This is a genomic window from Solidesulfovibrio magneticus RS-1, from assembly GCF_000010665.1.
Classification (GTDB): Bacteria; Desulfobacterota; Desulfovibrionia; order Desulfovibrionales; family Desulfovibrionaceae; genus Solidesulfovibrio; species Solidesulfovibrio magneticus.
The window spans coordinates 445,541-462,583 of the sequence record NC_012796.1 but is presented as its reverse complement, the minus strand read 5'-3'; the positions used below and the strand labels follow the sequence as shown (position 1 = coordinate 462,583).

The window sequence follows — 17,043 nt, the reverse complement described above, 5'->3', positions numbered from 1 at the left end:
GCCTAAAGAACGCGTTTTACGGCGTCGATATGAAGGCAAAGAGGCACAATCCGCCACCCAGGCCGAAGGCCCACGGCCGGCGGATGACACAAGGGCAAGGACGCCCGTCGCATTCAAGGAGGAAACAACCATGGCTCTTACCATTAACAGCAATCTGATGGCCGCCAACGCGGCCCGCAACCTGTCCAACTCGTACTCCGCCCTGGCCACCTCGACCCAGCGTCTGTCTTCGGGGCTGCGCATCAACAGCGCCGCCGACGACGCCGCCGGCTTGGCCATTCGCGAGCTCATGCGCGCGGACATCGCTTCCATCAATCAGGGCGTGCGCAACGCCAACGACGCCATTTCCATGATCCAGACCGCGGACGGCGCGCTCCAAGTCATCGACGAAAAGCTCATCCGCATGAAGGAACTGGCCGAACAGGCCTCCACCGGCACCTACACCTCGGACCAGCGCCTCATCATCGACTCGGAATACCAAGCCATGGCCTCGGAAATCACCCGAATCGCCAACGCCACGGACTTCAACGGCATCTATCTGCTCAACGGTAACCTGTCCGGCTCGACCCACAGCGGCGCCGGCATCAATTCCAGCGGCAAGCTCAAGGTGCACTTCGGGTCCGGCAACGAATCTTCGGAAGATTACTACTACGTCCAGATCGGCACTTCCACCGCTTCGGCCCTGGGTCTGGGCATCGGCGCCGCCTCGGGCAACGACGGCCGCAGCATCTCCACCCAGCAAATGGCCCAGAAGGCCCTGGAAGCCATCAACGACGCCATCGTGTCCAAGGACAAGATCCGCGCCAACCTGGGCGCCCTGCAAAACCGCCTGGAGAACACCATCTCCAACCTGCAGATCCAGTCCGAAAACCTCCAGGCCGCCGAGTCCCAGATCTCCGACGTGGACGTGGCCACGGAAATGACCCAGTTCGTGCGCAACCAGATCCTCACCCAGTCGGCGGTGGCCATGCTGTCCCAGGCCAACTCCATGCCTCGGATGGCCATGCAGCTCATCGGCGGTTAATAAGCGACGCTTCCGGCCGGACCGCCCCGGGCGGTCCGGCCCCTCGCAGTTGGCATCCGCCTTGCTCCTGACGTGACGAAGTCCTGCCGCCAGGAATTTTTTGCCGCCGGGGGAGCACCATGTCGAACACCGTCAGCAGTTATTCGCCGATCACCACCTCGGGGCAGATCACCTATTCGGGCCTGGGCAACGGTACCGATTTCGATTCGATGATCAAAAAGCTCGTCCAAGTCGAGCAATCACGAATCACGAGCCTGCAGACCTGGAAAAAATCCTGGACCGACAAGCAGGCCGCCTTCCAAGAACTCAACACTCAGATGCTGACCCTCAAGACCAGCCTTGAGGACATGGACAGCATGGACGAGTTCATGACCAAGGCGGTGGATTCCTCGGATTCCACCGTGGTCTCGGCCGTGGCCGGGGCCGGGGCGGAAAACGGTTCCCACGAGGTCGTGGTCAACCGTCTGGCCACGGCCAAAGCCATGGTCACCGCCACCGGCTACGCCAGCGCCTCGACGGACATCAATTCCTCAAGCTCCGACGCCATGTTTGCCTATACCTACAAGGGCGTCACCTATTCCAACACCGTCGGGGCCAACTGCACGCTGACCGATCTGGCCAGCATCATCAATAACGATCCCAGCAATCCCGGGGTCAAGGCCAGCGTTTCCTACGACGGTTCCAAGTATTACCTGCAGCTGCGCGGCATGGACACCGGCTCCACGGCGAGCCTGGTCATCGCCAGCAACTCGACCCTGTCCGGCTTCGGCAACAGCGATTTCAGCACCATCACCTCCAACGCCAGCGCCCAGCTCAAGCTCGACGGCTGGCCGACCGCCTCAGGCTCCTGGATTACCCGGGAAACCAACTCCGTCACGGATCTCATCCCCGGCCTGACCATGACGCTGAAGAGCACCGGGTCCGCCACCGTGGTCACCACCACGGACACCGACGCCATCAAGGAAAAAATCGAGACCTTCGTTGAGCAGGTCAACCTCGTGCGCACGAAGATCCAAGAAATCAGCCGGGTTGACTCCACAACCCAGCAGGCCTCGCTGCTCACCGGCAACTACGGCATCCAGCTCATCGACACCAATCTCAAGAGCGCCGTAGCCGGGCTTGGCGTGGGCTTCGACTACGATCAGGACAAGTATTCCACCCTGTCCCAGCTGGGCATTCTCACCGACGCCGAGCAGGGATCGACCACCGAAGGGCTGCTGGTCATCGACGACGACGTCCTCGACGCCGTACTGGCCTCAAACGCCGACGCCGTGGGCCAGCTCTTTGCCGCCCAGTACGTAGGCCGCACCAGTTCTTCCGATTTTTCCATCTCCTCCTACATCAAGAACACCACCAAGAACGGCACCTACAAGCTCTCCTACACCACGGACGCCAGCGGCAAGATCACCGCCGCCACGATAAACGGTCACGCCGCGATGTTTAACAGCAACTCAAACCTCATCACCGGCGCCCACGGCTATGACGAAGCCGGCATGGTCATCCGGGTCGTGGACACCACCCCCGGCACCCACACCGGCGAAGTCGGCCTCAAGCAGGGCAAGGCCGGACAATTAAGCGATCTGCTCGGGGAACTGACCGACAGCCAGGATGGCCCGCTGCACATTCTCGACGACAACTACGACGACATCACCGCCATGATCGATGACAAGATCGCCTACGAACAGCGGCGAATATCGACCTATGCCAGCAACTTGCGAAAGCGGTTCGCCAAGGTCGATTCCATGCTCGGCACCTACGACCAGATGCAAAGCCAACTTGAGTCACAAATCAAGCAGCTCTCTTCAGATTAATTCGTTCCTGCCGATAAGCATGCAAAGGGAGAGAGCTCCATGCAAAACGCCGTCAAGACTTACCTCCAGACCCAGGTGTCCACCACCACCCAGGGCGACCTCGTCATCATGCTCTACGACGCGGCGCTCAAGTTCCTGCATCAGGCCAAGGAACGCATCGCCGAAAAAAACTACGCCCAAAAGGGCATCCTCATCTCCAAGGCCCTGGACATTTTGTCCGAGCTGCAAGGGTCGCTTAACGTCAACAAGGGCGGGGACTTGGCTGAACGACTGCAAAAGCTCTATTTCTTTTGCAGCTCCCGCCTGCTTACCGCCAACCTCAAGATGGACGTGACCAAGATCGACGAGGTGGTGGGCATCTTAACCGGCCTGCGCGAAGCCTTTGTCGAGGCCAACGCCATGGTGGCCACCAAAGCCGTGCCTACCGAGGCGACCCAGAACACCCGGGTCGGCGTCACGGCCGCACCCCTTGGCCGCAACCATCTCGGCGCGGTCATGGGTGGCGCTTCCCTGCCGCATCCCGGTCTGACGACACGGCCCCTGGCCCAGGTCCGGCCGGCCGCGCCCACCTCCGCCGTTGCCGTCGCGGCAGCCGTGACGACGCCCCCGGCCGCGCCCACACGCCCCGAAGTGCCCGTGGCCTCGGCCACGCCGCCTGCGGACACAGCCGTCGAAGCCGACCAGGAAGCCGCCCCCAGCGCACCGGTTGTCATTGAAACGCCCCGGCCAGCCATCTCCCCGGTACGCCGGGCCATGGCCGCCTATTCCCAGGGACGCGCCACCGGCTAGTTTCGCGTCCACGAAAAGCCTACAGGACAATTCGCGGACAACAGACTCAACCAATAATTTTTATTAAGAAATACGCTCGTATTTTTTAAGGGACCCGACACGAGCCGCCCATAAACCGGCGTCGCGGCCAAGGGCCTTTGCCCGGCCTCTCCCAAGGGCAGGCATGGCGGTTTGTCCCGCATAGGGCCGCCGCCCGTGCCGTTTTGCCCAAATCCGGGAACCCGGGACATGGCGTCCCGGGCTTGTCGCCGGAGCGACGCCACGCTAGCTTGGGCCATGATCGCCGCCGCACCGCATCCGTTTTTCACCTACAGCGCTGAAGTGCTGGCCTGGCGGCTCGGCAGCGGCCAGGCGGTCCCCCCGCCGCCAGCCGCCGCGCCCGAAGCCACCGCCGCCCGGACCGCCCGCGTCCTGCGCGCCCTGGGCGAACGGCGGCGCGTCGCCCTGCTCGGCCTTGGCAGCGGCGATCTGGCCGCCGCCCTGGCCGCCGCCCTGCCGGAAAATACAGGCCTGGACGTCGTCTGCCTCGCGCCGGACATCGCCCGGAAGTCCCTGGCCGCCGGACGGGTGCCCTGGCTGAAGCCGGGTGGGCCGGCCCAGCTCGTCGCCGACGCCTCGGTCCAGGCCGTGTGCCACCTGCTGTGGGCCAAAGGCCTTGCCCCGGAAAACACCCTGGTCACGGTCAACCCCGAACCGGCCGAGACCGGCGAGGCCAATTCCCTGGCCCGGGTCCGCCGGCTGCTGACCGCCGGCCGGCTCCTGCCCGATCCCGGCCCGACGCCGACCAGCCGGCCCCTCCCGACCCTGGCCCTGCTCGCCCGGGCCGATGAACCGGCTCTTGGCACTTTTTTCGAGGCCGCCAGGGGCCTGGCCTGCCAGGCGGTCATCGTCTGGGACGCCGCCGAAATCCCCCCGGCCGCCGAAGCCGCCGCCCGCCTGGACATTCCCGTGCGCCACCTGGCCCGGCCCCTGGCCGGGGATTTCGCGGCCCAACGCAACGCGCTACTGGCCGCCTGCCCGCCCGGCTGGGTGCTGTCCCTGGACCCCGACGAACGGCCCGGCCCCGGTTTCGCCGCCGCCGTCGTCAGAATCATGGCCTGTCCGGAAGCCGGAGCCGCCTATTTCCCGCGCCTGACCCTCTATCCCGCCCCCGGCTGGGCCAAGGTCGGCCACGGGCTGTGGCCGGACTGGCAACTGCGCCTTTTTCGCACCGACGCCACGCCCGGACCGCGCTACGTCCGGCCCCTGCACGAACGCCTGGAAGGCCATCCCGGGGCCGCCGTCCTGGCCCTGGACGCCCCCATCCTCCACCACAACAGGCTTGTGGCCGACGCCGCCGGCGTGGCCGACAAGCTCGAAGCCTTCAGCCGGATGGCCGGAGCCGCCCGACACCGCTTAAACGCCGATTACCCGACCCTGCCCCTGGACTTTTTCACGTCCCTGGTCCCGGGCGGCGGCCCCGGACGCTGCCTCCTGCTGCCCCCGGGCCTGTAGCCGCGCCCCGAAACCGCCACGTCCGGGCAAGGCCTGGCCGAGGTTGCCTTGGCGGCTTGGAGAAGTTACACTACGCCTTGTCCATGCAGGCCCTGCCACAGCGCGCCGGGCGTTTCGCGAAGGTACATGATGCGCATAACCTGTCCTCAATGCGGCTTTTTCCGGGAAATCCCCGACGCCAAGGCTCCGGTCACACCGACCATGGCCACCTGTCCCAAATGCCGCCACCGGTTCCGGTTCCGTCCCCAACCGACCCCGGCCGTCGAAGAATCCTTCGTTACGGCCGAACCCGGCGTGTCCTCCTGGCGTCGCCCCGCCGCCCGGCAGGAGCGTGCCGCCACGCCCCCGGCCGCCTGGGAATCCCTGGAAGAACCGGCCGTGGAGGCCGCCCCGGAAGACCTCGGGCCGTCCGGCCCGGCCCCCGTGGCCGACGCCACCTTCGCCCCCGACCCCGCGCCCCGGGCCGACGCCATGCCCCAACCGGATGAAATTCCGGCTGAGGACGACGCCGTGCCGCCCCCCACCCACTGGGAACAGCAGCCCGAACCGCGCCAGCCCCTGGTCCAGCGACGCCGCCTCGACGCCCTGGACGAACAGGACGAGCCGGCCGCCACGCCCCGGCCGGCCAAATCCGCCGCCAAACGCCAACCGGCCCCCACCGTCCGCGAAAGCGTGGCGACGACGCCTCAGCCGGCCCGCCAACCCGGACTGGAACCCAAGCCGGAACCCGATTTTTCCGACCCCGACATCCCGGACGAAGCACCCTCGGACATCGCCCGACGCATCCGCGCCCGGGTCGAACAAGGACTTGACCCCACGCCCGCGCCGCAACCCGTGGCCGCCGCCGCGCCCGAACCGGAACCGGAAGCCGCATCCGAACCGGCTCCGGCCCCGCCGCGCGCCGCGAAACCCCAAACGGCATCGACGCCTCCGCCCCGCGCCACGGCTCCCAAGGCCGAAACGCCGGCCGCGCCCCAGGCCTTGGCCCCCGAAGACGCCGTCCCCCCCGCCACCACCAATGCCCCGGCCGACGACCAGCCCCAGGAAACCACCGTACGCGCCGACGGCGTGCGCGATATTTGGGCCAGACTACAAGCCCTCGACGACCGCAAGGCCGCCCGGCCCCACCTGGAACACCAACGCCCGGCCGAGGACGAACCCGAGGAGCCGGCCCGGGAAACCGTCACCGACCCCGTGCCCTGGGAACGCCAGGACGCCTACGGCTTTTTCCCGGCCCTCATCCTCACCCTGCGCAAGATCCTCTTCCAGCCCCTGGACTTCTTCGGCAACCTTCCCGAAGGCCGGCCCAAGTCCAAGGCCCTGGTTTTCAACCTGCTCATCAGTGAATTTCTGCTGCTCATCGATTTCATGTGGACCCTGGCCGGCCTGCGCGCCCGCATCGGCAGCCCGGGACAAAACGACGCCTTAAGTGTGCTCGGCAGTTCGCCCCTGTCGTTCCTGCTGGCCCTGCTCCTGGTGCCCCTGGTCATCTCCGTGGGCATCTACCTCGACGCCTGGGTGACCCACCTGCTGCTCATCCTGTTTCGCAGCACCAAAAAGAGCTTCGACGAGACCTTCCGGGTGCTGTGCTACTCGGCCGCGCCCACCGTGCTCACCGCCGTGCCCGTGGCCGGCCAGCTCCTGTCCCCGGTCATCCTCGTCTGGTACATGGCCCTGCAGGCCATCGGCCTCAAGAAATGCCACGAAGGCGCCTACACGCAGACCCTGGCCGCCATCTTCATCAAATGGTCCATCTACCTCTTCCTGCTCCTGGCCATGCTGCAAAGCTTCACCCCGGGCCAGTAGCCCGGCGCGGCCTTGACGGGGCCGGCGCGATACGCCCATAAAGGAAGCAGACCCACAGGGATTCTTCCCGGGAGTGGACCATGCTGTCATGGCTTCAGACCAAATGGCGCGCTCTGTCCGAGTGGCGGCGAAAAGTCCGGGAACTCCACCCCGACGCCTTTAGGGCCATGGCCGGCGAACTGGCCGAACTGGCCGAAGTCGCCTCCAAGGTGCGCCCCGAAGAACAAGCCTTCCTGCTCAAAATCCGCCGCATCCGCCAGGAAATGCGCGAACTCGAACGCCTGGCCGAACGCCCGGAATTCCGCCTGCTCTCGGCCAAGAAACGCCACGAACTGCGGGTCAGCCTGCTCTCCTCCCGCGAACAACTCCTCAAAACCCTCTCCGACGCCCCAGTGGTCACCACCACGCCCCAATAACGGGCCACTTACGGAGGTCCCATGCGCCACGCCACGCTTCTCCTCCTCGCCGCCCTCGTCGGCGCCCTGCTCGCCGGCTGCTCGGTCGAACCGAAAATGACGGCCCAGCACAACGTCTACATCGACAACTGGACCAAACGGAACAACCCCGAAGTCTACGTGGAGCCCCAAAAAGCCCCGCCAGTGCCCGTCTCGGCCCTCATCGTGCCCTTCCAGGTCACCCAGGACATCCCCTACGGCCAAGACCTCGGCGAACAACTCACCCGCGTCGTCTGGCAAACCTGGACCCGCGACCGCGTGTTCCCCAAACTGCTCTACGAAGCCAACCTCAAAAACGCCTCCACCCCCCAGGCCGTGGCCCTGGCCCGCAAAATGGGCATCGACACCGTCGTGGTCGGCAAATTCACCTACATCATGTCCGGCGGCTCGCGCGGCGACTCCGGCGTCTCCCTCACCTTCGACGTCATCGACGCCCACAGCGGCGAACGCCTGTGGTCCATGGCCCATGGCGGCACCATGGAAACCGGCCTGACCGAGGACTATATCCTGTTCCTGCGCAAAAACCGGATGCCCACCGAACCCCTCTCGGCCATCACCGCCACCCTGGCCATGGATATGGGCAGCCCCATCACCAACTGGAACTACGGCTACAAAGCCCCGCCCCCCGCCAGCCCCAACCCGCCGCCGCCCGCGCCGCCTGCGGGCGCGGGAGCGGGAGCGGGGTCGTAAGGGAGAAGGGGAGAGGATGAAGGCGAAGACGAAGGCGGAGAGCGGGCTCTGCCCGCACCCGCCAGGGGCCTGAGGCCCCTGGACCCCCACATGGGTCGCCCGGAGCCGGAGCGCGACGGGGGGCGGGAGTGCGTGAAGCCCCCTTGGGCGCGGAGCGCTGGCGGCTGCGCCGCATGGGCGGTTGGAATTTCGAGGGCGTCGATGCGCCCGGCTGTCGCCGGGTGCTCGACGCCCTCGAAATTCCAACCGCCCGGTTCGCCCGGGGTTAGCCGGCCCAAAACATCGTCCCATGCCCCAGTTCCGGAAATGCGAAACGGGCCGATTTTCACGCGAGGCTTTGATCGCGTGAAAATCGGCCCGTTTCGCTGGCGAAGTGGGGGCTGGAATTTCCGGGTTTCTGTCGGGCGGCTTCCGCCGGACAGAAACCCGGAAATTCCAGCCCCCTTCTTCTCTCGGGCCTATCGCCCGCCGACCATGCACCCAACCGACCGACCGCCCCCCATGTCGGGGGTCCGGGGGGCTGAGCCCCCCGGCCGCCGGAGGCATTCTTCACACCTCACACCTCACGCTTCCCCTTCCCTCACCTCATCACCCGTCTAGCCGGGCTTACGGGCGGTCATCAAAAACACGCCGTAAGGCCGGTCGCCGCAGCATTTGGTGGGTTTGACGATGGTGGCGGCGTCGGCGGCGTTGATGTCGGTATAGCCCAAGCCTGCCAGCATGTCGGCCAGATCGATGCGATCGAAGCCGTTGTGGTGCACGCCGGCCGGGTCGTCATGGAAGCTGCCGTCTTCGGCGTCGAGGTCGGCCAGGGCGAAGCGCGCGCCAGGGGCGGCGGCGGCCAGCAGCCGTTTGAGCACGGGTTCGGGTTCGGAAACGTGGTGCAGGGCCATGGCCGAGGCCACGAGGTCGTAGCCGCCGGGCACGGGCGTTCCGGCGGCCAGGTCGGCTTCGAGGACGCCGACGTTGGGCAGTCCGGCCCGTTCGATTTTGGCGGCAAGTTCGGCCAACATGCCGGGCGAGGTATCCAGGCCGGTGACGCTTTCGCAGCGTTCGGCCAGCTCCAGGGTCAAAAGGCCGGTGCCGCAGCCGAAGTCCAGGGCCGAGGCCACGGGTTGGCGGAACAGGCCGGCGGCTTCCATGGCGGCGGTGATGTCGCGGGCCAGTTTGCGGCGATGGGGGCTGGCGTCCCAGGCGGCGGCCCGGGCGTCGAAGCGGGCGACGTCGTCATGCATGAGATTCGCTCCTTGGGGAGGGGGCCGGTTCGGGCGCAACGGCCCGGATGGCGGCTGCCAGTTCCTCGATTTCGCAGGGTTTGACGAGATGGCCGGCAGCTCCGGCGGCCAAGGACTCCCGGGCGGCCTCTTCGGAGCCGTGGCCGGTCAGCATGAGGGCGGCAAGGCCGGGTTGGGCTTCCCGCAGCCGGGGCAACAAGGTGAGGCCATCGGCGTCGGACAGGCGATAGTCCACCACGGCCACATCGAAGGGTTGCCCGGCCACGGCGGCCAGGGCCTCGGCCCCGGTCAGGGCCACCACGGCGTGAAAGCCCCGGCGGCGCAGGCGTTTGGCCAGCACTTCGGTAAAACCTTCCTCGTCGTCGACAAGCAGTACGCGGATGGGCGCGTCCGACATGGGATTTCCTTGAGATCAGCGGGCGTGGGCGACGGGCAGGCTGACCCGGAAAGTCGCGCCCCGGCCAGGGGTGGAGGACACGGCGATGTCGCCGCCGAGTTGGCGGACGATGCCGGCGCAGATGGAAAGTCCAAGGCCCGTGCCCTTGCCGGCGGCCTTGGTGGTGAAAAAGGGTTCAAAGACCCGGTCGGCCACAGCCTGGGGGATGCCCGGACCGGTGTCGGACACGGTGAGGACGAGGCGGCCGCCTTCCCGGGTGGTCTCCAGGGTCAGCTCGCCGCCGTCCGGCTCCATGGCGTCCAGGGCGTTATTGATGAGGTTGAGCAGCAGCTGTTGCAGTTGGGAGGCCGAGCAGGCAGCCGGCGGCAGGTTCGGGGCCAGGCGGGTGGCGAGCTGCACCTTGGCGTAGTCGGCACGTTTGGCGGTCAGCCCGGCCATTTCTTCAACCAGGGCGCTGACGTCCACGGCGTCGCCGCGACCGTCCGGGGTGCGGGCAAAGGCCAGCACCATGTGGGTGATTTCCTTGCAGCGCGCGCCTTGGGTTTCGATCTGCCCCAGGGCCCGGCGCAGTTCGGCCAGGTCCTCGGCTCCGGGCACGGCCCCGTCGGCCAGGATGTCGCCGCCCAGGCCGGCTTCCTCCATCATGATGGCCACGGGGTTGTTGATCTCGTGGGCCAGTCCGGCGGCCATTTCGCCGATGGCGGCGAGCTTGCCCAGGCGCAGGACCTGTTCGGCCAGCACCATGGACTCGCGTTCGGCCGCCGCCAGCTGGGCGTCTCGGCGTCCGGCCAGCAGCGTCGCGCCGACGGCCGCCGCGCCGCCGAGAAAAACGGCCAGCCAGACGCCCGGCGTCCGGGCCTGGCTGTCAAGGAGCACCAGGCAAAGCGCCAGCGGAGCCAGAGGGGCCAGGGGCAGGGCCGGGGCGAGCCACGCCCAGTCGCCGCAACGGGGCAGGACGTCCCGCAAACTCACGCGCGCGCTCCGGCCAGGGACGCGGCAAGGGCGGCGAGCGCGGGAAAGGCAGTGGCGAAACGCATGGAAAAAGCATACGTCCGAGAGCATGGTTTTACAAGGCGGCTGCGCCAATCCTTCATGCCCGACCCAATGGAGGCCTCATGGCTGACGGCGTCATTGATCTCAAAAAGCAGCTCAAGGAACTCAAGGCCCACGAGAAATTGGCCGGCTTCACGGGTTTTCGCCTTGATCTCGGCGACGGCGGCCCGGCCAAGGACGGCGTGCTGAAAATCGCCGAATTCGTACGGCCCGACAAATCCGGCTACGTCACCCTGACCTTCCAGACCGATCCCGATCCCGAGCTGGACCGGCGCGCCGCTTTGGCCGGGGTGTTCGACCGCTTCGGGCGTTTCGCCCAGGCCGTGGACGCGGCCGCCGGGACCGCGCGTTTCGGCCCGGGGTTCGAGTATATGATGGTGGTCAACGACGGCCTGGTCGATGGCGATCTGTGGTTCGTGGTGGAATTCGATCTTTATTACCAAAAACTTGCCGGCCGGCTTCGGGCGCTTATCGAACAGGCCGTGTTGCCGGGCCTGGCCGGGGTCATGCCCGTGGTTTTCGAGCCGGTGAACTGGTGGGAGGGGGCCTCCTGACCCGGCCCGGCAAAGTGCGGCGGGCAGGCGTTGCCCTGGTCCGGCAAATGGCCTAAGAAACGGGGTGCGGCCTGTCCGGGCCGACGACGCAAGGCATGTGAGTCATTTTGAAGAACAAGCGCGTTTTGACGGCGGCCGTCGGGCTGCCGGTGCTGGGCGCGGCCGTCTGGTTTGGCGGCTGGCCCCTGATCGTTCTCGTCGCCGTCGCCTCGATCCTGGGGATGCGGGAGTTTTTCGCCATGACCGGCCGTCCCGGGCCTGTGCTCGAAATCGTGGCCTACGTCCTGGGCGCGGCCTGCGTGGCCTGTCTGGGGTTCAAGCTGTGGCCGGCGCTCATCGGCCTTTTGGCCCTGGCGCTGTGGCTGGAGCAGTTCGATTTTCTGCGCCGCTTCGCCGCCCTGGGCGAGACCGAGCCGCCGCGCGGCCGTCTGGCCGTGGCGCTGCTCTACGTGCCCGTCAGCCTGGGTCTTATCTGCGCCTTTTCGCCCCTGGAAACGGCCCTGGTCCTGGCCGTGGTCATGGCCGCCGACACCGGGGCCTATTACGGCGGCCATGCCGTTGGCGGGGCCAAGGTCTGGCCGGCCGTGAGCCCGGGCAAGACCTGGGCCGGGACCATAAGCGGCGTGGTCGCCTCGACCCTGGTCGCCTCGTGCTTCGCCGCCGTCACGGCCGCCGCCCTTCCGGCCCTGGCCGGCCTTGGCGCGGGGCTGGCCGTTATTTCCCAGTTCGGGGACTTTTTCGAATCCGCCCTCAAGCGGGCCGCCGGAGTCAAGGATTCCGGGGCCATCCTGCCCGGGCACGGCGGGCTGCTCGACCGCGTCGACGGCCTGCTCCCGGCCATCCTGGCCTATGCCGCCTGCCGCTCCCTGTCGGGACTGGCCGGATAGGAGCCGCCACGCCATGGACGATACCGCTTCCCTTGACCGCGACGGCCGGTTTGCCGCCTGCCTGGAGCGCCTTGAGGAACTCAAGGCCATAAAAGCCCGACGGGAAGTGCTGGAGGAGCGGGTTTTCCTGGAGTTTCTGCGGGCCAACCGGGGCCGCATCAACGAATTTCCGCTGCTCGAAACCGAGCAGCAAAGCCTTATGGACATGCTCCTGCGCCGGGCCGAGGGCCTGCACCCCGGCCACGCCTTTCTCAAGGAGCATTTTTCCGCGTATTTGATCGAGCTCAATCACTGGGGCAAGGCCAAGGCCGTGGGCGACGCCGCGGCCCAGGAAAAGCTGGCCCGCCGCCTGGAACGCCAGGAGACCCTCCTGGCCAAGTGCCTGCAAGGCGCGGTCTATGCTTCAAGCCTGGTCAAGGACAATTTCAGCGACGCCGTCATCCGCCACTTCGGCGAGAATTCTTTGGTGAAGATCGAGGAAATCACCGCCACCATGGTCTTTGACGAGCTCTACTGGCGGGCCTACATCGACCGGTTCATCAAGGAAGAGGTGCTCGGGGCCTACGACGGCATCCTGGCCGCGCGCCGCTACCGTCTACTACGCGAAGGCCAGCTGCTGATTGTGGTCTACCCCTTCGACGCCGTGCTCGAAGGCCTCAAGGGCACCACCAAGGCCATCTCCAAGACCCGCGTCCAGAGCAGCTTCGAGGAGGCGGTAAGCGGCGACGACGGCCGCCAAAACGCCGAGGCCGTCCTGTCCCTGTGCCTGCGCGCCGACCTCGGCGACACGGACAAGCGTCTGGACCGCGACGAACTCACCTTCGCCGCCCGGGTGGGGGCCATGGACGCCGTGGCCGGCGACTATCGTGAAGCGCTCACCGACGCCGCCGAGGACGCCGAGGAAAAACGCGAACGCCTGGGCGAGCTGTGCGTGGCCCTGGCCCTGGGGGCCATGGTGTCGCTGCGGGTGGTGCGCGAGGATTTTTCCAAGGCGCTGCGCGACTTTTCGGCCAAGGAAGTCGCCTGGCTCATCCAGGCCGCCGGCTACTTCGAGGCCAAGCGCCTGGGCAACGTCCTTGAGCACGTCATGGAACTCGATTTCGCCCATTTGCTGCGCGAAAAAGGCGAGGCCGACGCCGCCCGCATCCAGGTCAAGCCGGCCCGGACCCGGCGGGCCGCCAAGGCCGACGTGGACGCCCTGGCCGAGGCCGGACTGAACAAGATCCGGCGCAAGCAGTTTTTCGACGACGACCCGGACCAGCCGGAGTCCCTGCTGTGGCGGGCCAAAAACCCGGCCGAGTTCCAGGAGAAGTTGAAGCTTTTCCAGATTGAGCCGGAGCTGGCCAAGTCCCTGGTCACGTTGTGGGAAGAGGCCGGCTTCAAGGTCGACCTCTATTTGTGCATCAATCTGGCGGCGCTGGGGAAGGTGGCCACCAACCTCCCGGCCCGGGTCGCCGAAATTCTCGGCCGCTACGGCATTGCCCCGCCCGGGGCCGCCGATCCGGCAAAGGCGCGACGCGACGCATGACCCCGATTTCCGCCGCCAACGCGGCTGGTCCCTGTCCCTGCCCCGGCCAAGGCTATATCTCCTCCCTGTCCGCCCGCGACCCCGGGCGGCCGAGGCGCTTGGCCCTGCTCGGGGCCACCGGCTCCATCGGCGTCAGCACGCTGAAAGTCGCGGCTGAGCATCCCGGCGAATACGACGTCGTGGCCCTGGCCGGCGCGACCAACGTGAAGCTTTTGGCTAAGCAGGCCGCCGCCTTCCGGCCGGCCGTGCTGGCCGTCATCGACGACGCCCGGGCCGCCGCCCTGGCCGAGCTGCTGCCGGCCGGCTACCGCCCGGACATCCTCACCGGCCCGGCCGGCTACGCCGCCCTGGCCAGCGCCCCGGAGGTCGATCTCGTGGTCTCGGCCATCGTGGGCGCGGCCGGCCTTGGACCGACGCTGGCCGCCGTGGCCGCCGGCAAGATCGTGGCCCTGGCCAACAAGGAATCCCTGGTCCTGGCCGGCGACCTCATCCGGGCCGCCGCCGCCGCCTCGGGCGCGGTGATCCTGCCCGTGGACTCCGAACACAACGCCCTGTTCCAGGCCCTGGGCGGCGTGGGCCTGCCCGATCTGCCCCTGGTCGAAAAGCTGGTCTTGACCGCCTCGGGCGGCCCTTTCCGCTGCGCCGACCGGGCCTGCCTGGAAACCGTCACCCCGGCCATGGCCCTGGCCCACCCCAACTGGTCCATGGGCCCCAAAATCAGCGTGGATTCCGCCACCCTCATGAACAAGGGCCTGGAGGTCATCGAGGCCTGCCGGCTGTATGGCCTGCCCGTGTCCCAGGTGGACGTGGTGGTCCATCCCCAAAGCATCGTCCACTCCCTGGCCCAGCTCCACGACGGCTCGCTTCTGGCCCACCTCGGCCCGCCCGACATGCGCGTGGCCATCGCCTACTGCCTGGGCTATCCGCGCCGGCTGTCCCTGGCCGTGCCCCGGGTCGATCTGGTCAAACTGGCGGCGCTGACCTTCGAAGCCCCGCGCGACGACGATTTTCCCTGCCTGGGCCTGGCCCGACAGGCGCTTTGCGGCGGCGCCAGCCACACCGTGGTCCTCAACGCCGCCAACGAAGTGGCCGTGGACCTTTTCCTGACCGAACGCCTGGCTTTCCTGGACATTCCGGCGGCCATCGCGGCTGCCCTTGACGCCCACGCCGGGCAGCCCCTGCCCGATGTCGCGACCGTCGCCGACCTCGACGCCCGGGTGCGCCGGGAAACGGCCGACTGGGCCGCGCGGCGGCGATAAGTTGCCTTTGCGCCGACGCCGCTTATCTTTATCCTTCGGCAGGACCGAAGCCGGATTTCCCGGCCGAAGCCCCGCCGTCAAACACCGACGCCGGCCCGACTCCTTTGCCGGCGAGTGCGAGCGCCCATGATAGAAAGCATCGTTGCCGTGGCCCTGGTCCTTGGCGGCCTGATCTTCTTCCACGAACTGGGGCATTTCATCGCCGCCCGGGCCTTTGGCATGGGCGTGACCACCTTCTCCCTGGGATTTGGCCCGAAAATCTTCGGCTTCACCCGTGGCAAGACCCGCTACATCCTCTCGGCCATTCCCCTGGGCGGTTATGTCCAGCTGGTGGCCCAGGACCCCGACGACACCGCCCCGGACGACTTCCCGCCCGAAACCCATTTCCGCCTGCGCCCGGCCTGGCAGCGCATGGTCGTGGTGGCCGCCGGCCCCATTTTCAACTTCGTCCTGGCCTGGCTGCTGTTCTGGGGCCTGCTCGCCGCCGACGGCCGCTTCGAGATGCTGCCCATCATCGGCCAGGTGCAAAAGGACAGCCCCGCCGCCGTGGCCGGCCTGGCCCCGGGCGACGTCGTCACCAGCTTAAACGGCGGCCCGGTGGCCAACTGGGACGCCCTGTCCACAGCCATTCGCGGCAGCAACGGCCAGCCCGTGAAGCTGACCGTCAGCCGCGACGGCAAGGACGAGACCTTTGTCCTGACGCCCACCCTGCGCACCGTCAAAAACCTCTTCGGCGAAGAGGAAACCGTGCCCCTGGTCGGCATCGTCGCCTCGGGCAAGACCCGCACCGTGCCGCTGGGGGCCGGCTCGGCCGCCGCCGAAGCCGTGAAACAGACCTGGAACGTGGTGGTCGTCACCTACACCGGGATTTTAAAGCTCATCGAACGCGTGGTGCCCCTGGACAGCATCGGCGGCCCCATCATGATCGCCCAGATGGTCAGCAAGCAGGCCGGAGAGGGCCTGGGCAACGTCGTGGCCCTGGCGGCGCTTATCAGCGTCAACCTCGGCGTGCTGAACCTGCTCCCCATCCCGGTCCTCGACGGCGGCCATCTGCTGTTCTACGCCATCGAGATCGTCATGCGAAAGCCCGTCAGCCCCCGGATGCGCGTACTGACCACCAAGATCGGCCTGGCCTTCCTCATCGGCCTCATGTTGCTGGCTACGGTCAACGACATCCGCCGCCAGTTGAGCCTTATCGATGGCTAATTTGCCTCTTCCCGGTCCCGGGAAGCTCCTTGTCCTAAACGCCGTGGCCCCGGCGCTGTGGGTCACCTGCGGCCGGCCCGGCCAGGACGTGGTCCACCGCCGGGCCGAGGCCACCGGCCGCTGCGCCGAGGTGCTGGCCCCGCTTATCGCCAAAGTCCTGGCCGAGGCCGGCGTTCGCCCGGCCGAACTGGGCGGCCTGGCCTGCGTGCGCGGCCCGGGCAGCTTCACCGGCATCCGGGTGGCCCTGGCCACCGCCCTGGGGCTGTCCCTTGGCGCGAACGTCCCCATGGCCGGCCTCGACCACCTGCCGCTTCTGGCCGCCACCGCCGCCGCCAAGGCCACTGGAGCCGTGGTCGCCATCACCCACGCCCGCTCCGGCCAGGTCTACCTGCAATCCTTCCTGGCCGACGGCGACCTCATGCCCATGGGCGCGCCCCAGGCGCTCACCGTGGCCGAAGCCGCCGCCCGGGCCGTCGACGGGGCCGCCGTCGGCCCGCTGTGGCTGGTCGGCGACGGCGTCGCCCGCTACCGCGACGCCTTCCTGGCCGCCGCCCCCCTGGCCGCCATCCTCGGCCCGGAATACGATTCCCCCAGCCCCGCCGCCCTCATGGCCGCCGCCGCGTCGGCCAGCTACGGCTTCACGCCGGTGGAACCCCTCTACCTGCGCCCAAGCGACGCCGAGGAAAACCTCGACGCCATCGCCGCCCACCGGGGCCTCACCCGCCACGACGCCGAGGCACGAATTCGCCAGGCCATGGAATAATGGGGAGAGGAAGAGGGAAGAGTGCCTCCGGCGGCTGGGGGCCTGAGGCCCCCAGACCCCCCGAATGGGAAAAGTTTAAAGGGGGAAAGGCG

Annotated in this window: 17 protein-coding genes; 14 read left to right on the top strand and 3 right to left on the bottom strand. The window is 67.6% G+C overall.

Annotated features, from left to right (window positions below; all coding sequences use genetic code 11):
• The first annotated feature begins 130 nt into the window (after positions 1 to 130).
• The 8 genes from DMR_RS01825 (at position 131) to DMR_RS24855 (ending at position 8,338) form a co-directional block, all read left to right on the top strand.
• A complete protein-coding gene (locus DMR_RS01825) occupies positions 131 to 1,024 on the top strand; it encodes a flagellin (protein WP_012749973.1) in 894 nt (297 codons plus the stop codon).
• 119 nt (positions 1,025 to 1,143) lie between these two features.
• Positions 1,144 to 2,835 carry a flagellar filament capping protein FliD gene (fliD, locus tag DMR_RS01820; protein ID WP_012749972.1) on the top strand — a complete coding sequence of 564 codons (1,692 nt, stop codon included), beginning with the start codon at positions 1,144 to 1,146 and terminating at the stop codon, positions 2,833 to 2,835.
• A 39-nt stretch (positions 2,836 to 2,874) separates the two neighbouring features.
• Positions 2,875 to 3,624: a flagellar export chaperone FliS gene (gene fliS / locus DMR_RS01815; protein ID WP_012749971.1), complete on the top strand. Its 750-nt coding sequence runs from the start codon at positions 2,875 to 2,877 to the stop codon at positions 3,622 to 3,624.
• 228 nt (positions 3,625 to 3,852) lie between these two features.
• A complete protein-coding gene (locus DMR_RS01810; RefSeq protein WP_232502863.1) occupies positions 3,853 to 5,118 on the top strand; it encodes a hypothetical protein in 1,266 nt (421 codons plus the stop codon).
• A 126-nt stretch (positions 5,119 to 5,244) separates the two neighbouring features.
• Positions 5,245 to 6,924, top strand: coding sequence for a YIP1 family protein (locus DMR_RS01805; RefSeq protein ID WP_012749969.1), 1,680 nt, complete (start codon positions 5,245 to 5,247; stop codon positions 6,922 to 6,924).
• Positions 6,925 to 7,004: 80 nt separating this feature from the next.
• A complete protein-coding gene (locus DMR_RS01800) occupies positions 7,005 to 7,340 on the top strand; it encodes a hypothetical protein (RefSeq protein WP_006919986.1) in 336 nt (111 codons plus the stop codon).
• A gap of 21 nt (positions 7,341 to 7,361) precedes the next feature.
• A complete protein-coding gene (locus DMR_RS01795) occupies positions 7,362 to 8,069 on the top strand; it encodes a hypothetical protein (RefSeq protein WP_012749968.1) in 708 nt (235 codons plus the stop codon).
• 128 nt (positions 8,070 to 8,197) lie between these two features.
• Complete coding sequence (locus DMR_RS24855) at positions 8,198 to 8,338, top strand: hypothetical protein (RefSeq protein ID WP_158304235.1); 141 nt, start codon at positions 8,198 to 8,200, stop codon at positions 8,336 to 8,338.
• A gap of 327 nt (positions 8,339 to 8,665) precedes the next feature.
• Here DMR_RS24855 and DMR_RS01790 read toward each other — a convergent pair whose 3' ends face one another.
• From DMR_RS01790 to DMR_RS01780, 3 genes are read right to left on the bottom strand one after another with little or no spacing between them, the layout of a single operon-like run.
• Positions 8,666 to 9,304, bottom strand: a complete 639-nt coding sequence (locus tag DMR_RS01790) for a class I SAM-dependent DNA methyltransferase (RefSeq protein WP_012749967.1) — start codon at positions 9,302 to 9,304, stop codon at positions 8,666 to 8,668.
• The gene (locus tag DMR_RS01785; RefSeq protein WP_012749966.1) at positions 9,297 to 9,701 is read right to left on the bottom strand and encodes a response regulator; all 405 of its coding nucleotides are present in this window, start codon (positions 9,699 to 9,701) and stop codon (positions 9,297 to 9,299) included. Before DMR_RS01785 ends, DMR_RS01790 begins: the two co-directional genes overlap by 8 nt.
• Positions 9,702 to 9,716: 15 nt before the next feature.
• Positions 9,717 to 10,673 (bottom strand): sensor histidine kinase, encoded by a 957-nt coding sequence (locus tag DMR_RS01780; RefSeq protein WP_012749965.1) that lies wholly within the window; start codon positions 10,671 to 10,673, stop codon positions 9,717 to 9,719.
• A 143-nt stretch (positions 10,674 to 10,816) separates the two neighbouring features.
• Between DMR_RS01780 and DMR_RS01775 the strand changes: the two genes are divergently transcribed.
• The 6 genes from DMR_RS01775 to tsaB all read left to right on the top strand — a co-directional run bounded on the left by DMR_RS01775 (position 10,817) and on the right by tsaB (position 16,951).
• Positions 10,817 to 11,308, top strand: coding sequence for a hypothetical protein (locus DMR_RS01775; RefSeq protein WP_012749964.1), 492 nt, complete (start codon positions 10,817 to 10,819; stop codon positions 11,306 to 11,308).
• Between the two features lie 107 nt (positions 11,309 to 11,415).
• Entirely contained in the window at positions 11,416 to 12,195 is a 780-nt protein-coding gene (locus tag DMR_RS01770) for a phosphatidate cytidylyltransferase (RefSeq protein WP_012749963.1), read from the top strand.
• A 13-nt stretch (positions 12,196 to 12,208) separates the two neighbouring features.
• Positions 12,209 to 13,723: a hypothetical protein gene (locus DMR_RS01765; RefSeq protein WP_012749962.1), complete on the top strand. Its 1,515-nt coding sequence runs from the start codon at positions 12,209 to 12,211 to the stop codon at positions 13,721 to 13,723.
• Positions 13,720 to 14,982, top strand: coding sequence for a 1-deoxy-D-xylulose-5-phosphate reductoisomerase (dxr, locus tag DMR_RS01760; RefSeq protein ID WP_012749961.1), 1,263 nt, complete (start codon positions 13,720 to 13,722; stop codon positions 14,980 to 14,982). Before DMR_RS01765 ends, dxr begins: the two co-directional genes overlap by 4 nt.
• Positions 14,983 to 15,108: 126 nt before the next feature.
• Entirely contained in the window at positions 15,109 to 16,188 is a 1,080-nt protein-coding gene (gene rseP / locus DMR_RS01755; protein ID WP_012749960.1) for an RIP metalloprotease RseP, read from the top strand.
• Positions 16,181 to 16,951: a tRNA (adenosine(37)-N6)-threonylcarbamoyltransferase complex dimerization subunit type 1 TsaB gene (tsaB, locus tag DMR_RS01750; protein WP_012749959.1), complete on the top strand. Its 771-nt coding sequence runs from the start codon at positions 16,181 to 16,183 to the stop codon at positions 16,949 to 16,951. The genes rseP and tsaB overlap by 8 nt, the downstream gene beginning before the upstream one ends.
• Positions 16,952 to 17,043: the final 92 nt, after the last annotated feature.

Bases quoted from the DNA above. Each gene is read 5' to 3' on its own strand.
- rseP (WP_012749960.1), top strand. From the start codon at position 15,109: ATGATAGAAAGCATCGTTGCCGTGGCCCTGGTCCTTGGCGGCCTGATC.
- fliS (WP_012749971.1), top strand. From the start codon at position 2,875: ATGCAAAACGCCGTCAAGACTTACCTCCAGACCCAGGTGTCCACCACC.
- DMR_RS01825 (WP_012749973.1), top strand. From the start codon at position 131: ATGGCTCTTACCATTAACAGCAATCTGATGGCCGCCAACGCGGCCCGC.
- DMR_RS01775 (WP_012749964.1), top strand. From the start codon at position 10,817: ATGGCTGACGGCGTCATTGATCTCAAAAAGCAGCTCAAGGAACTCAAG.
- DMR_RS01810 (WP_232502863.1), top strand. From the start codon at position 3,853: ATGGCGTCCCGGGCTTGTCGCCGGAGCGACGCCACGCTAGCTTGGGCC.
- DMR_RS01795 (WP_012749968.1), top strand. From the start codon at position 7,362: ATGCGCCACGCCACGCTTCTCCTCCTCGCCGCCCTCGTCGGCGCCCTG.
- tsaB (WP_012749959.1), top strand. From the start codon at position 16,181: ATGGCTAATTTGCCTCTTCCCGGTCCCGGGAAGCTCCTTGTCCTAAAC.
- dxr (WP_012749961.1), top strand. From the start codon at position 13,720: ATGACCCCGATTTCCGCCGCCAACGCGGCTGGTCCCTGTCCCTGCCCC.
- DMR_RS01765 (WP_012749962.1), top strand. From the start codon at position 12,209: ATGGACGATACCGCTTCCCTTGACCGCGACGGCCGGTTTGCCGCCTGC.
- DMR_RS01790 (WP_012749967.1), bottom strand. From the start codon at position 9,304: ATGCATGACGACGTCGCCCGCTTCGACGCCCGGGCCGCCGCCTGGGAC.
- fliD (WP_012749972.1), top strand. From the start codon at position 1,144: ATGTCGAACACCGTCAGCAGTTATTCGCCGATCACCACCTCGGGGCAG.
- DMR_RS01785 (WP_012749966.1), bottom strand. From the start codon at position 9,701: ATGTCGGACGCGCCCATCCGCGTACTGCTTGTCGACGACGAGGAAGGT.
- DMR_RS01805 (WP_012749969.1), top strand. From the start codon at position 5,245: ATGATGCGCATAACCTGTCCTCAATGCGGCTTTTTCCGGGAAATCCCC.
- DMR_RS01800 (WP_006919986.1), top strand. From the start codon at position 7,005: ATGCTGTCATGGCTTCAGACCAAATGGCGCGCTCTGTCCGAGTGGCGG.